We start from the raw sequence: 13,313 nt of genomic DNA on the forward strand, positions 1-13,313 counted from the left end.
TCGCGCGATCAGCGCGCATGGGCGCGAGCGGGTAGGGTCGGTTGGAATGTGCCAGCGTTTCATCATCCCTCCGGCCGTGCTGTCCCGATTGGCCGAGGACGGCGATATCGCCGAAGACTCACGCGCCGCCCTCTCGGCCACCGCGGCATGCGAATTGTCTTGGCGCACCTTGCGCAATGCGCACACGCGCGCCACTCAGGCCAGCCTCCTGACAAGCCGGGCCGCCGCCCTCGGAGCCGCCGCCACCGGGCTGGCCAAGGTTCCCGAGACGCCCGTGTTCGATTGCCGGCAGACCACCTCGTTGCCGGGCGTGGCCGTGGCCGACCCTGCCACCTCCAAGGACGCCACGGCACAACGGGCGTTCGACGAGACGGTGGCGGTCGCAGAGTTCTACCGGAACTGCTTTGGGCGCAACTCCGTTGACAACGCGGGGATGACCCTGGTGTCATCCATTCATTACGGCGTCAAGTACTCCAATGCGTTCTGGAACGGTTCGCAGATGGCCTACGGGGACGGTGACGGCCAGATATTTCTGGACTTCACCAAGTCCAACGATGTGATCGGTCATGAACTGACACACGGGGTCACGCAATTCACCGCCGGCCTGGATTACGAGAACGAAGCGGGGGCATTGAACGAAAGTGTCTCGGACGTCTTCGGTTCGATGTTCCGGCAATGGCAGGGGCAGCAGAGCGCGGACAAGGCCGACTGGCTGATCGGCAAGGACATCCTGGGACCGCGCGCCCTCGACAAGGGATACACGTGCCTACGCGATATGGCCGACCCCGCCGCCGCGCACTGCCTCTCACCGCAGCCCTCGCACTACCGCGACTACGTGCCGGGCAGTGATCCGCATGAGGGCAGCGGCATCCCCAATCACGCGTTCTACCTGGCCGCCACCAAGTACGGCTCCCACTCCTGGGAGGCCGTGGGAACGGTCTGGTACCAGGCTCTCACCAGCCCGAAGGCAACGAAAAACATGACATTCAAGGCCTTCGCGAAACTCACCCGGCAGATCGCCGCGGGCCGGACCGGGGCAGACTCGCCACAGGCGGCGATCGATGAGGCCTGGACCGAGGTGGGGCTCTAGTCGTCCTGCCAGAAGTCGGGGCAGGAGATGTCGACGTAGACGGTGGTGAAGGAGTCGACTGGCTTGCCCGAACGGTTCGGGTTGTGCACCGCCAGCACCCTGCACATGTCCAGCGGGGTATTGCTATTGCCCATCACATAGTTGATCTGGACGTCGTAACCCTGATCCTCGAGATCGGAGATGGTTTGCGACGGAGACTCCCCGCCGACCGGGAGTGCCGGCGCCGCCGCGGCAACCGCGGGGATGGCCAGGGATAGTGCAATAGCGCCGAGCCACAGCGGCATTAGCGCGATACGGCCTGTCGCCGAAGCCATGGCACACCTCCAACGGACCGCGACGACCGCCGTCCTCCATCATGTTAGCTCGCGTGGCTGAGGCAAGATGGCCAGCGACACCTACACGAGGAGAGACCGATGACGTTCTCGTCCGAACACGACGACTTTCGCCGCACTATCCGCAGGTACATTGAGGAAAAGATCAACCCCCGCGTCGACGAGTGGGAACGCGAGCAGATGATGCCGCTGCACGAGGTGATCGCCGATATGGCCAAGCTCGGATTCGTCGGCCTGGAATACGACCCTGAATACGGCGGACAAGGAGCGGATCACCTCTTCACGCTGGTCCTTGCCGAGGAACTCGGCCGGGTGGATCACGGGTCCTTTCCGATGGCCTTCGGGGTTCACGTCGCGATGGCCACCCCCTCGCTGCACAAACACGGCAGCGATGAGCTCAAGCGCGAGTTCCTGGCTCCGGCCTTGCGCGGTGAGCAGATCGCGGCGATTGCGGTGACCGAGCCCGACGCCGGGTCCGATGTGGCGGGCATCAAGACTCATGCCCGGCGTGACGGTGATGACTGGGTGATCAACGGCTCGAAGATGTTCATCACCAACTCCGTTCAGGCCGACTGGTTGTGCGTGCTGGCCCGCACCTCCGATGAGGGTGGCTACGCGGGCATGAGTCAGATCATCGTTCCGACCAAGGCCCCCGGGTACGAGGTCCGCAAGCTGGACAAGCTGGGCATGCACGCCTCCGACACCGGTCTGATCACCTTCGACGATGTCCGGGTGCCGGTGTCCAACACCATCGGCGAGATCGGCCGCGGGTTTCAGCAGCAGATGTCGCAGTTCGTCATGGAGCGCATGTTCGGCGCGTACGGCATCCCCGCGAGTGTCAACCGGGCGCTACAGCGCACCAAGGAATATGCGTTGGCGCGCCACGTTTTTGGCAAGCCGCTGACCAAGAACCAGCATCTGGCCTACCAATACGCGGGGCTGGCGGCGCGGGCCGACATGCTGGAGGTCTACAACCGTGACATCGCCGAGCGGTACATGGCGGGGGAGAACGTGACCCGCAAGGTCACCATCGCCAAACTGACCGCCGGGCCGCTGGTCCGCGAGGCCGGCGATTGGTGCCTGCAGGTGCACGGCGGCATGGGGTATATGACCGAGACGTGGACATCGCGATTCTTCCGGGATCAGCGTCTGCTCAGCATCGGCGGCGGTGCCGACGAGGTGATGATGCGGGTCCTATCCCAGATCGACGGATTCTCCTGATGCCGCGGGTTTCGGTGTGAAGCACAGTCCGAGTTGCCCGCCTCTATGCGACAAACCGGCGTGCCCGCCGAGTTGTCGCATAGACGCGGGCACCTAGGTGTATGCCCCGGAAACCCGGGGCGCTCCTAGGCTCCCGTCAGCTCCTTTTCCACCGACGCAACATCGCTGATGTTCACGCCGATGAGCCTCAGATCGTGCAGCCGCTCCGGCGTCACCTGCGAGGTGGCGTCCTCGACGACCACGGCGCGGTAGTCCCGCTCGGAGGCGTCGAACAGCGTGGCGCGCGGGCAGTTCGGCAGGTTGCAGCCCGCGACCACCACGGTCGATATGCCGCGCTCACGTAGGTGCTGTTCCAGTTCGGTGCGGTAGAAGGCGCTCCAGCGCGGCTTGAACAGGATGTGTTCGGCGGGCCCGACCTCCTGGAACCCACCCGCCAACAGCAGCGCGGAATCCAGTTGTGCGCCGGTGGGCAGGAGCTCGTGGGGAATCTGTGATCCGTCGGTGCCCGGTGCGGCGATCTCGCGTCCGGCGAGAATCTCCGCGCGACGGGGCAGATCGGTATCGGAACCGCCGGGCACGTACAGCCGCACCACATGCACGATCGGCCGGCCCGCCTTACGGAACGCCGAGGCCAGACGGGCGAGAGCTGGAATGCGGTCCGCGGTTCCCGGCACTGTCATCGCGCCGGAGACAAACTCGGTCTGCACGTCGATGATCACCAGGGCTGAGCTGCCCCACTCGGGAGCGACAAAATCAGTCACCCCACAACAGTAGGTGCCCAATCCGGGGAGCGGCCCAGGTGGCGCAGGACGAGGTCGAAATCGTCTTGACCTTCTGCGCCGGCCAGGGCGCGCGCGAATACCGAACCTTCGTCGGAACGGAAGTCCCCGTCGGGCACCGCTAAGGCGATCGGGACGGCCGCGGCGATCACGTCATCGGGAAGGTCGAACGGCGCACCGATGCTGCGCGCCGCATCCCACCCGTGCACCACGTAGTCGATGAAGTGAAAGCCGATGGCGGTGGCGTCGGCGGACGTCTGTACGGCGGTTTTGTGTACATCTCGAAGATCAGCAGGCCTACACCTGGACGGTGACCGGCCGCACGCCCCAAATCTCCTCGCAGTACTCGGCGATGGCGCGGTCCGAGGAGAACTTGCCGCTCCGCGCGGTGTTGAGGATCGACATCCGCGTCCACGCCGACACGTCATGCCAGGCCTCGGACACTCGTTGCTGGCATTCGATATAGGAGGAGTAGTCGGCCAGCACCAGGAACGGGTCGTGGGCGCGCAGCGCCTCGACAATCGGCGCGAACACCGACGGGTCTCCACCCGAGAAATGGCCCCCGGCAATCAGATCCAGCACCGCTCGCAACTCGTCATTGAGTTCGACGAAATCCTCGGGACGGTAGCCCTCGTGTACCAGGCGCTGCACCTCCTCGACGGTGAGCCCGAACAGGAAGAAGTTCTCGGGGCCTGCCTCCTCGCGGATCTCGACATTGGCGCCGTCGAGCGTGCCGATGGTGAGTGCACCATTGAGCATGAACTTCATGTTCCCGGTGCCCGAGGCTTCCTTGCCCGCGGTGGAGATCTGCTCGGACAAGTCGGCCGCCGGGTAGATCAGATGCGCGCTCTTGACGTTGAAGTTCGGCAGGAACGCCACCTTGATGAACTGGCTGACATGCGGATCGTTGTTGACCGCCTCGGCGACCGCGTTGATGAGCTTGATGATGCGCTTGGCCATGAAGTACCCCGGCGCGGCCTTACCCCCGAAGATGAAGGCGCGCGGCGCGATCCGCAGCTCCGGGTTCTGCTTGAGCCGGTGGTAGAGCGTCACGATGTGCAACACGTTGAGGTGCTGGCGCTTGTACTCGTGGATCCTCTTGACCTGGATGTCGAACATCCAGCTGGGATCCAGGTCCACTCCGGTGGTGGCCAGCACGTATTCGGCGAGCCGGGCCTTGTTGAGGCGCTTGACCTCGCGCCACTGCGTGCGGAACGAGGAATCCTCCGCGTACGGCTCCAGCTCGCGCAGCCGGTCCAGGTCCGCGACCCAGCTCTCGCCGATGGCGTCGTCGAGCAGCTCCCGCAGCCCCGGATTGGCCAGCGCCAGGAAGCGGCGCGGCGTCACCCCATTGGTCTTGTTGCTGAACCGCTGCGGCCACAGCTCGTAGAAGTCCTTGAGCACACTTTCCTTGAGCAGCTCCGAATGCAGCGCGGCAACACCGTTGATGGCGTGGCTGCCCACGGTGGCCAGATGCGCCATCCGCACGCTCTTGCCGCCATCCTCGCCGATGAGCGACATGCGGCGCACGCGGGCCTCGTCACCGGGGAAGTGCGCACGCACCTCGTCGAGGAAGCGCCGGTTGATCTCGTAGATGATCTCCAGGTGCCGGGGCAGGGACTCGGCGAACAGTCCCAGCGGCCAGGTCTCCAGCGCCTCGGGCAGCAAGGTGTGGTTGGTGTAGCCGAACGCGGCGACGGTGATCTGCCAGGCCTCGTCCCAGCCCAATCCGCGCTCGTCGACCAGCAGCCGCATCAACTCCGCGACACCGATGGACGGATGAGTGTCGTTGAGCTGCAAAGCGAATTGCTCGGCCAGCTCGTTGACCGGGCGCTCGGCCACATCTTCCAGGATGTGCAGCACCCGCTGCAGGGAGCAGGATACAAAGAAGTGCTGTTGCAGCAGCCGCAGGCGTTTACCGGCCTCGGGCTCGTCGTTGGGGTAGAGCACCTTGGTGACGGTTTCGGACGACACCTCGTCCTCGACGGCCTTGTAGTAGTCGCCCGCGTTGAAGGCGTCCAGCTCGAAGGACTGTACGGCCCGCGCGCTCCACAGCGTCAGCGTGTTACAAGTGTTCACTCCGTAGCCCTGGATCGGGGTGTCGTAGGGGATGCCCTTGAGGAAGCGCTGCGGAACCCAGCGAGCCCGGAAGTTCCCGTGCTCATCGAGATACTGCTCGGTGTGGCCGCCCCACCCGACAATGAAATTGAGGTCGGGTTTGCCTATTTCCCAAGGGTTTCCGTTGTCGAGCCAGTTGTCGGTCTTCTCGACCTGCCATCCGTCGCGGATCTCCTGGTCGAAGATCCCGTACTCATAGCGGATGCCGTAGCCGATCGCCGGGCGATCCAGGGTGGCCAGCGAGTCCAGGTAGCACGCCGCCAGGCGTCCGAGCCCACCGTTGCCCAGCCCGGGTTCCTCCTCGCAGGCGAGCACCTCATCGATGTCCTGACCCAGCGCGGACAGGGCGTCGCGAGCCTGCTGTTCGATCTGCAGGTTCAGCAGGTTGTTGCCCAGTTGCGGACCCATGAGGAACTCGGCCGATAGGTACACCGCCACCTTGCGGCTCAGGTCCAGATAGGTCTGCATGCTGGCGATCCAGCGCTGCTGCATGCGATCCCGGACCGCCAGGGCCAGCGCGCGGTAGTAGTGCGCGGGGGTCAGCACGCTCGCCGGGCGCCCGATCGAGTACCGCAGATGGTCGATGATGGCTCGCCGCAGAGTGTCGGCATTCAGACCGGTGCGGGAATGCTCGTCGTGCTCGGGCTCGGCGGAGTGGTTCATGAGTACCACCGTGCCATCGAATGGCAGATGGGAAAACCGGAAACGGGCGACCGGCAGGTTACTGGGGAGTGACCACCACCCGCACCCCGGACGGCTCCTTTGCCGCCCAGATGGTTTCGATATCGGCGAGCGGCCGGGCCAGTGTCTGTAGCTGCAGGTCTCCGTTGTTGACCATGGCGAAGAGTTTCGGCAGGGCCTCGGTGCGGGCGTGCTGCAGCGCCTCGGGCGGCACGCTGCCGATCCCGACACCGGACAAGGTGATGCCGGTGCTGCGCAAGGTGGAAGCGTTCACGCTGATTGTTTCCCCGGTCATTGCACCGATCTGGACAAACCGGGTGGCGTGGAAGTGCGCCGACGGGTGACTGGCCGCCAGTGCGCTGAGCGTCTGTTCGGCGGGGGAGCCCCACAGGTAGTCGAGCACCGCGTCGAACGGCCGCGTGGCGTGCCGCGCGGTGATGGCCTCGGTCAGGTCGTCGCTGCCGAGCATGATCGCGTCATCGGCGCCGACCGTCCTCAGCCAGTCCAGCCGCTCGGCATTGCGGCCGGCGACGGTCACATGCCCGGCGCCGAACACCGATTTCGCCAATTGCACGGCAAGTGAGCCGGTGACCCCGGTGGCTCCCAGCACCAGCACGTGCTGGCCGGGCTGCACCGCGGCGCCATGGGACAGGGCTACCCAGGCCGATATCCCCGGATTGGGTATCGCGGCAGCGGTCACCGAGTCGACATGCTCGGGCACCTCCACGGCACCGGCCGGGTACACCACGGTGCGTTCGGCCATCATCCCGTAGGGCGCGAGCGAGCCGGAGTACACCCGCTTGCCATTGGCCAGCCGGGCGACGCCGTCCACGCCGGCGATCGCCGGGAGGGTTATTTCCTTGCTGCTGTAGTGTTTTCCGGAGATGACGGCTCGGGTGAGATTGGTCAACGCGGACGCCTCGACGGTGGCGACCTCGGCGCCGCCGGTGGGCTGTGGGTCCGGGAAGTCGGTGTAGGCGGGCTCCTGCCCCCACTCATGAACGACTGCTGCCTTCATGGTGTCCTCCTCAAAGTTTCCATAGAAATGGTTTCCAATGAAACCATGTCAACACTGTACGGCGCGGGCTGGCGGATGGCAATATGGTTTCCATGAAAACCAAGCCTGCGCTGATCTCCAGCATCAACGCGCTGGTGAGTGCGGTGGGGGACAAGTTCGAACCCGATGAGGATGCCGACGCCGAGCGGGATTTCATGGCCCAGCGCTGCCCACGCCGGATGGAGCGGCTCATCAGGACGCTGCCGACGCTATCGCTGCATCTACTGGCGGCCATCGCCGAGGGGCCGGTCAGTGTGGTGGGCCTGGCCGCGCGCTCGGGTCAGCTCAAGGGCACGGTATCCAAGCATGTGCAGCGCTTGGTGGATGCGGGCTGGGTGGAACGTGCGCCGATTCCCGGTAACCGCAAGGAGATTGAGCTGATTTTGACGGCGGACGGACGTACCGTTGCCGACGCGCACGCGCAGCTGCACGAGGAAATGGATCGTGGTGTGCAGGACTTCCTGCTGCGCTACAGCAATGCCGATCTACAGGTTGTCGAGAAGGTGTTGCAGGACCTGTTGGCCGCTGGGAAGGACGGTGTGCGCATCGTGGCCGCCGGGCGCTAGTGCTGCTCCTGGCGCCAGCGCTCCAGCAGGGTGGGGATCTCGCCCAGTAAGAACGCATAGAAGTCACGCATCTGGGTCAGGCGGGCGCGGGCCAGGCTGTCCTTCTGTGTTCCCGCGATCCCCGCTGCCGCCGCCTCCTGCATGGCGGACAGCACGGCGTTCTGGTTGGTGAACAACACCGCCCATGCGTTATCGCGCAGCCGGTAGTGGTCGCGACGGCTCGCCGGCACGGGCACCCGCTCGGCAAGGCCCACCGAAGTCAGCATGCGTATCGAGGTGGAGATCGCTCCCGAGCTGGCCTGCAGCTGCTCGGACAACTCGCTGGAGGTCATGGTCGGTTGCTCGGTGAACAGCAGCGCCGTAAGCACCCGTGCGGTCATACGTTGCATGCCGTGGGTTGTCAGCATCAGTGCGAGCTGCTCGGCGGATTCATCCACCTCACGAGGGTACTCGACTAGTCGTGATTTCTGAATCTTCAGAAATCACTGAAAGTTAGTTACTGTGAAGGAGTGACCGAGGTGATCCAAGTGCGCGAGCTGACCTTCACGTATCCGAAGACCCCGGAACCTGCGGTGCGCGGCATGGACTTCACCGTCGGTGAGGGCGAGATTTTCGGATTCCTCGGCCCCAGCGGTGCGGGCAAGTCCACCACCCAGAAGCTGTTGATCGGGCTGCTGCGCGGGCACGGCGGTCGGGCAACGGTGTGGGGCAGAGAGCCGGGGGCCTGGGGGAGGAACTACTACCAGCGCATCGGAGTGTCCTTCGAGCTGCCCAACCACTACCAAAAGTTGACCGCGCTGGAGAACCTGCGGTTCTTTGCCTCCCTCTACGCCGGACCGACCCGTGATCCGATGGAGCTGCTGGATGCGGTGGGGCTTGCCGACGATGCGAACACCCGCGTCGGGGCCTTTTCCAAGGGCATGCAGATGCGGCTGACGTTCGTGCGTGCGCTCATCAACGACCCGGAACTGTTGTTCCTGGATGAACCGACCTCCGGCCTGGACCCGGTGAACGCCCGCAAGGTCAAGGACATGGTGCTGGAGCTGAAAGCGCGGGGCCGCACCATCTTCATCACGACCCATGCCATGTCGGCCGCCGACGAGCTCTGTGACCGGGTGGCCTTTGTGGTGGACGGCCGGATTGTCGCGATGAACTCTCCTGCCGAGCTCAAGCTCGAATACGGGCGACGCTCGGTGCGGGTTGAATATCGCGGCGCCGCAGGAGAACTCGCCGGGCAGGACTTTCCACTCGACGGGCTTGCCGACAATGACGCCTTCCATGCGGTGCTGCGTGGCCATCACGTCGAGACCATTCACAGCGAGGAGGCCAGCCTCGACGATGTCTTCGTGGCGGTCACCGGCCGGCGGCTGGCATGAACCGATTTTCCCAGGCGCTGCGCCTGGAACTGACACTGCAGGTGCGGCAGAAGTTCCTGCATGCCGCGGTCTTCTCCGGATTCATCTGGCTGGCGGTGCTGTTGCCGATGTCGCGCTCGTTACGGTCGGCCGCCGAGCCCTACATCCTGATCGGTGACATCTCGATCATCGGTTTCTTCTTCATCGCGGGCACCGTCTTCTTTGAGAAGCAGGAGCACACGCTGGGCGCGGTTATCTGCACACCGCTGCGCTTTCGCGAATATCTGTCCGCCAAACTCGTCGTGCTGCTGGCGATTTCGCTGGTGGTGGGGGTGGGGGTATCCACCGTCGCCAACGGGTTCCACTACCGGCCGCTGCCATTGCTTGTCGGCGTGGTGCTGGGGTCGCTGCTGATGCTGCTCAGTGGATTCCTCACCTCGCTGCCGTTCGCATCGATCAGCGATTGGTTCCTCGCGGCGACCATACCGCTGGCGATCTTGACGCTGCCCATCCTTGGCTTCTCCGGGCTCTGGAACACCCCGGGGCTGTACGTGGTCCCGACCTACGGTCCGCTGCTGCTGTTCGGTGCGGCATTCGGGCAGGTAGAGCTGACCCCGTGGCTGGCCGTGTACGCGGTGGGCTATCCCGTGCTGGGCATCGCCGGGCTCTCCTGGCTCTGCAAGATCGCCTTCGGCAAGTACGTCGTGGCGCAGTCCGGCGGAATGTCATGATGCCCATAAGGGTGTGGGCCGCGTTCGGCCGCAACGATATTCGTGGCACCTATCGCGATCCGCTGCTGATCATGGTGGTGCTGGCCCCGATCATCTGGACCACTGGCGTGGCGGTATTGACCCCGCAGGCCACCGACTTGCTGTCTGCTACCAGGGGATTCGACCTGGTTCCGTACTACCCGTTGGTGCTGACAGCCTTCCTGCTGCTCACCAGCATCATCATCCCCGGAGCGCTGGCGGCGTTTCTGGTCCTGGATGACGTCGACGCCGGGACGCTGACGGCGCTGCGGGTCACGCCGGTGCCGATGTCGGGGTATTTCCTGTACCGGGCCGCCACGGTCGTCGTGATCACCACCGTGTACGTGGTCGCGACCTTGTCCCTGAGTGGCATCTTGGAGCCCGGCGTGCTACCCGCCCTCATTCCCATCGGGATGCTCTCCGGGCTTTCGGCGGTGGTGACACTGCTCTTGGTGATCGCCTTTGCCAACAACAAGATTCAGGGACTGGCCGCCGTACGCGCGCTCGGCATGCTGATCGCGGGATTGCCCTGTTTGCCGTGGTTCATTCACTCCAACTGGGGATACGCCTTTGGCGTGCTGCCCCCGTTCTGGGCGGCGAAGGCCTTTTGGGTGGCCAGTGCCCACGGCATGTGGTGGCCCTTTGTGCTCATCGGGGTTGCCTACAACCTGCTGATCGCATGGGCGCTGCTCCGGCGTTTCCTTGCCAAGAATCTCTAGTCGAGCACCTTGATGGACAATGTGGGTTTGGGGGCATCTCCTGACTGCACCCGATCCCATGCGGCATCGATGAGCGGCTGAAGCAGCAGCGCTCCCATCTGGCGCACCAGCACCGAGACCACCTGGGTTGACGCGGTCCGGTCCGTCGGCGCCATGCCCTCATCGCGCAGCATGGCCACCTCATCGCGCGTGAGGCCGATCAGTGCGTCGAGTAGGTGCATCTGCTCGTCGGACGGTTCCAGCACCGCCCGGCGCACGTAGTTCACGATGGGCGGGTTGGCCTTCAGCATCGAGGTGACCGCGGCGTCCCGGGCGGCAACAAGCTTGCGCGGATCCTTTTCGGCGTCGACCGACCTCAGCGCCTCGACAAAGTAGTCCACCACCAATTGATCGACGGCCTCGCGCAGCCCGGCCTTGGTCTTGAAATGGTGCTGCACCAGCCCCAGCGTCACTCCTGCTTCGGATGCGACCGCACGCAAGGAAATTCGCTCCTCGCCGTACTGGGCGTACAGGTCCAGTGCGGTGTTGCGAATACGCGCCTTCGCGGTCAGGTCCTCATCGCTAGCGCGCGGGTTTGCCATGAGTGCCATCGTACCGCACCCCTTTACAAATGAATTTCAAACGATACGCTTGTATCGTCTCGACGAGGAGGTCTTTGACGTGCTGCCCCTGACCGGCGTGAATGTGGTGTCCCTGGCGATCAACCTGCCCGGGCCCGCGGCATGTGCCCGGCTCGCCGAATTCGGAGCCGCGGTGACCAAGGTCGAACCGCCCGGCGGTGACCCGTTGGCCCGAGCCGCCTCAGGCTGGTATGCGGAACTCGCGGGAAGGCAGACGGTGTTGACGCTGGATCTCAAGGCTGCCGCCGACCGCGCCACGCTCGACGAGCTGCTCACCGGGGCCGACCTACTGATCACCTCGATGCGGCCGACGGCACTACAACGCCTGGGTCTGGCCGCCCCACACGAACAGTTCCCGCGGCTCTCGCTCATCGAAATCGTGGGCCACGATGGCGATCTGGCCGACGAGCCCGGACATGATCTCAACTACCAGGCTGCCCAGGGCACGCTGACACCGCCGCATATGCCCAGGGTGCCGCTGGCCGACCTGCTGGGCGCCGAACGCGCGGTGAGTACCGCGCTGGCCGCCCTGCAGGCGCGTGACCGGAGCGGGGGCGGAGCCGTCTTCCGCGTCGCGCTGGCGGATGCCGCGGCCTGGGCCGGCGGAGCGGTGCGGCACGGACTGATGGGGGACAACGCCATTCTGGGCGGTGCGTTTCCTGGCTACGGAATCTACGAATGCGCCGACGGGCACGTCGCCCTCGGTGCGCTCGAATCGCACTTCTATGTCCGCACGCTGGAGATCTTCGGGGCCGACGGCACACATGAAAGTCTGCGTACCGCGTTCTCCGGCAAGACCATCGCCCAGCTCGAAGCCATTGCGGCCGAGGCCGATATCCCTCTGAATGGAGTGAAGTAATGTCCGAACTGTTCCCTGCCTACCGTGCGTCCTGGGAGACCGACGCGCACCGCGACCTGCGTAAGCATGCCGCCGAATTCCTGCGCAAGGAATCCACGCCCAACCAGGAACGTTGGAGCGCCCAGCATCAGGTGGACCGTGAGTTCTGGAACAAGATGGGCGATGCGGGTCTGTTGGGCCTGGACCTTCCGGAGGAATACGGTGGTGCCGGCGGTGATTTCGGATTCTCGGCGGTGGTGGGCGAAGAACTGGCGCTCGCGCAGGACACCTCGACCGGATGGGCCGTGCACTCGCCGATCGTCGCGCACTACATCAACACCTACGGCAATGAGGAGCAGCGTGCCCGCTGGATGCCGGGCATCATCAGTGGCGATTTGGTCCTCGCCATCGCGATGACCGAGCCCGGCACCGGCTCGGACCTGCAGGCGGTGCGCACCACCGCGATTCCCGACGGTGACCACTACGTCATCAACGGATCGAAAACCTTCATCTCCAACGGAACTCACTGTGACCTGCTGGTCATTGTCGCCAAGACTGACCCATCTCAGGGTGCCGCCGGCGTCTCACTCATCGTCGCCGAAACCAAGGATCTCCCCGGATTCGAGCGCGGTCGGGTGCTGGAGAAGGTGGGTCAGCACGGTCAGGACACGCGGGAGCTGTTCTTCACCGACATGCGTGTGCCGATCGCAAACCGCCTCGGCGACAAGGACGGCCTGGGCTTCTACCAGCTCATGGAACAGCTGGCCCGCGAGCGGCTGATCATCGCCGCCGTCTGCTCCGGCATGGCCGAGGGCGCCTTGATCGAGGCCATCAAGTACACCAAGGAACGCGAGGCATTCGGCAAGCCGCTCATCAAATTCCAGAACACCAAATTCCAGCTGGCCGAGCTCAAGGCCGAGGTGCTGTCCATCAAGACCACGGTGGACTACTGCGTTCAGGACTACATCAACGGGAACAACGACCCGGCAACGGCATCCATGGCCAAGCTGATCGCCGCGGATAAGGCGGTCTCGGTGGTGGACCGTTGTGTGCAGTTCTTCGGCGGTTACGGATACATGATGGAGTACCCGATCGCACGGGCCTACGCCGCGGCGCGCGTCAACAAAATCTACGGCGGTACAAGCGAAATCATGAAGGAAATCATCAGCCGGTCCCTGTAGACGGCGC

At 64.6% G+C, this 13,313-nt stretch carries 14 protein-coding genes and 1 pseudogene; 8 read left to right on the forward strand and 7 right to left on the reverse strand.

Annotation, left to right across the window (positions count from 1 at the left end; genetic code table 11):
• Positions 1–46: 46 nt before the first annotated feature.
• Positions 47–1,090 (forward strand): M4 family metallopeptidase, encoded by a 1,044-nt coding sequence (locus MAB_RS09465; RefSeq protein ID WP_005110388.1) that lies wholly within the window; start codon positions 47–49, stop codon positions 1,088–1,090.
• Here MAB_RS09465 and MAB_RS09470 read toward each other — a convergent pair.
• Positions 1,087–1,404, reverse strand: a complete 318-nt coding sequence (locus tag MAB_RS09470) for a hypothetical protein (protein ID WP_005087583.1) — start codon at positions 1,402–1,404, stop codon at positions 1,087–1,089. The genes MAB_RS09465 and MAB_RS09470 overlap by 4 nt on opposite strands.
• A gap of 99 nt (positions 1,405–1,503) precedes the next feature.
• On the opposite strand from MAB_RS09470, the gene MAB_RS09475 reads away from it, so the two are divergent.
• Positions 1,504–2,643, forward strand: coding sequence for an acyl-CoA dehydrogenase family protein (locus MAB_RS09475; protein ID WP_005085196.1), 1,140 nt, complete (start codon positions 1,504–1,506; stop codon positions 2,641–2,643).
• 125 nt (positions 2,644–2,768) lie between these two features.
• On the opposite strand, the gene MAB_RS09480 is transcribed toward MAB_RS09475, so the two are convergent.
• The 4 genes and pseudogenes from MAB_RS09480 to MAB_RS09495 form a co-directional block, all read right to left on the reverse strand.
• Positions 2,769–3,404, reverse strand: coding sequence for a cysteine hydrolase family protein (locus tag MAB_RS09480; protein ID WP_005093220.1), 636 nt, complete (start codon positions 3,402–3,404; stop codon positions 2,769–2,771).
• Positions 3,401–3,667: pseudogene (locus MAB_RS09485) on the reverse strand (DinB family protein); the annotation flags it as partial. The pseudogene MAB_RS09485 and the gene MAB_RS09480, both read right to left, overlap by 4 nt.
• A 52-nt stretch (positions 3,668–3,719) precedes the next feature.
• Positions 3,720–6,203 (reverse strand): glycogen/starch/alpha-glucan phosphorylase, encoded by a 2,484-nt coding sequence (locus tag MAB_RS09490; protein WP_005110390.1) that lies wholly within the window; start codon positions 6,201–6,203, stop codon positions 3,720–3,722.
• Positions 6,204–6,261: 58 nt separating this feature from the next.
• Positions 6,262–7,239, reverse strand: a complete 978-nt coding sequence (locus MAB_RS09495; protein WP_005110392.1) for a quinone oxidoreductase family protein — start codon at positions 7,237–7,239, stop codon at positions 6,262–6,264.
• 92 nt (positions 7,240–7,331) lie between these two features.
• On the opposite strand from MAB_RS09495, the gene MAB_RS09500 reads away from it, so the two are divergent.
• Complete coding sequence (locus MAB_RS09500; protein WP_005060537.1) at positions 7,332–7,844, forward strand: MarR family winged helix-turn-helix transcriptional regulator; 513 nt, start codon at positions 7,332–7,334, stop codon at positions 7,842–7,844.
• Here the strand turns inward: MAB_RS09500 and MAB_RS09505 are convergent.
• Positions 7,841–8,281: a GbsR/MarR family transcriptional regulator gene (locus MAB_RS09505; protein WP_005110393.1), complete on the reverse strand. Its 441-nt coding sequence runs from the start codon at positions 8,279–8,281 to the stop codon at positions 7,841–7,843. The two genes, MAB_RS09500 and MAB_RS09505, sit on opposite strands and share 4 nt — an antisense overlap.
• A gap of 72 nt (positions 8,282–8,353) precedes the next feature.
• Here MAB_RS09505 and MAB_RS09510 point away from each other — a divergent pair, with 72 nt between their 5' ends.
• Genes MAB_RS09510 through MAB_RS09520 form a run of 3 tightly spaced genes read left to right on the forward strand, consistent with a single transcriptional unit; the run spans position 8,354 to position 10,667 of the window.
• On the forward strand, positions 8,354–9,220 hold the full coding sequence (locus tag MAB_RS09510; RefSeq protein ID WP_005130012.1) for an ABC transporter ATP-binding protein: 867 nt from the start codon (positions 8,354–8,356) through the stop codon (positions 9,218–9,220).
• Positions 9,217–9,930 (forward strand): fluoroquinolone export ABC transporter permease subunit, encoded by a 714-nt coding sequence (locus MAB_RS09515; RefSeq protein WP_005110396.1) that lies wholly within the window; start codon positions 9,217–9,219, stop codon positions 9,928–9,930. Before MAB_RS09510 ends, MAB_RS09515 begins: the two co-directional genes overlap by 4 nt.
• Complete coding sequence (locus tag MAB_RS09520; protein WP_005114222.1) at positions 9,927–10,667, forward strand: multidrug ABC transporter permease; 741 nt, start codon at positions 9,927–9,929, stop codon at positions 10,665–10,667. The genes MAB_RS09515 and MAB_RS09520 overlap by 4 nt, the downstream gene beginning before the upstream one ends.
• Here MAB_RS09520 and MAB_RS09525 read toward each other — a convergent pair.
• Complete coding sequence (locus MAB_RS09525) at positions 10,664–11,248, reverse strand: TetR/AcrR family transcriptional regulator (RefSeq protein WP_005093224.1); 585 nt, start codon at positions 11,246–11,248, stop codon at positions 10,664–10,666. The two genes, MAB_RS09520 and MAB_RS09525, sit on opposite strands and share 4 nt — an antisense overlap.
• A 79-nt stretch (positions 11,249–11,327) precedes the next feature.
• Here MAB_RS09525 and MAB_RS09530 point away from each other — a divergent pair, with 79 nt between their 5' ends.
• Together MAB_RS09530 and MAB_RS09535 are read left to right on the forward strand one after the other, a co-directional pair.
• Positions 11,328–12,146: a CoA transferase gene (locus MAB_RS09530; RefSeq protein WP_005110400.1), complete on the forward strand. Its 819-nt coding sequence runs from the start codon at positions 11,328–11,330 to the stop codon at positions 12,144–12,146.
• Positions 12,146–13,306 (forward strand): acyl-CoA dehydrogenase family protein, encoded by a 1,161-nt coding sequence (locus MAB_RS09535; RefSeq protein ID WP_005074754.1) that lies wholly within the window; start codon positions 12,146–12,148, stop codon positions 13,304–13,306. Before MAB_RS09530 ends, MAB_RS09535 begins: the two co-directional genes overlap by 1 nt.
• Positions 13,307–13,313: the final 7 nt, after the last annotated feature.

This window comes from Mycobacteroides abscessus ATCC 19977, from assembly GCF_000069185.1.
In the GTDB taxonomy this organism is placed as follows: domain Bacteria; phylum Actinomycetota; class Actinomycetes; order Mycobacteriales; family Mycobacteriaceae; genus Mycobacterium; species Mycobacterium abscessus.

Excerpts from the sequence above, each read along its gene's own strand:
- MAB_RS09470 (WP_005087583.1), bottom strand. The coding sequence starts at position 1,404 with ATGGCTTCGGCGACAGGCCGTATCGCGCTAATGCCGCTGTGGCTCGGC.
- MAB_RS09495 (WP_005110392.1), bottom strand. The coding sequence starts at position 7,239 with ATGAAGGCAGCAGTCGTTCATGAGTGGGGGCAGGAGCCCGCCTACACC.
- MAB_RS09475 (WP_005085196.1), top strand. The coding sequence starts at position 1,504 with ATGACGTTCTCGTCCGAACACGACGACTTTCGCCGCACTATCCGCAGG.
- MAB_RS09500 (WP_005060537.1), top strand. The coding sequence starts at position 7,332 with ATGAAAACCAAGCCTGCGCTGATCTCCAGCATCAACGCGCTGGTGAGT.
- MAB_RS09465 (WP_005110388.1), top strand. The coding sequence starts at position 47 with ATGTGCCAGCGTTTCATCATCCCTCCGGCCGTGCTGTCCCGATTGGCC.
- MAB_RS09490 (WP_005110390.1), bottom strand. The coding sequence starts at position 6,203 with ATGAACCACTCCGCCGAGCCCGAGCACGACGAGCATTCCCGCACCGGT.
- MAB_RS09525 (WP_005093224.1), bottom strand. The coding sequence starts at position 11,248 with ATGGCAAACCCGCGCGCTAGCGATGAGGACCTGACCGCGAAGGCGCGT.
- MAB_RS09535 (WP_005074754.1), top strand. The coding sequence starts at position 12,146 with ATGTCCGAACTGTTCCCTGCCTACCGTGCGTCCTGGGAGACCGACGCG.
- MAB_RS09520 (WP_005114222.1), top strand. The coding sequence starts at position 9,927 with ATGATGCCCATAAGGGTGTGGGCCGCGTTCGGCCGCAACGATATTCGT.
- MAB_RS09515 (WP_005110396.1), top strand. The coding sequence starts at position 9,217 with ATGAACCGATTTTCCCAGGCGCTGCGCCTGGAACTGACACTGCAGGTG.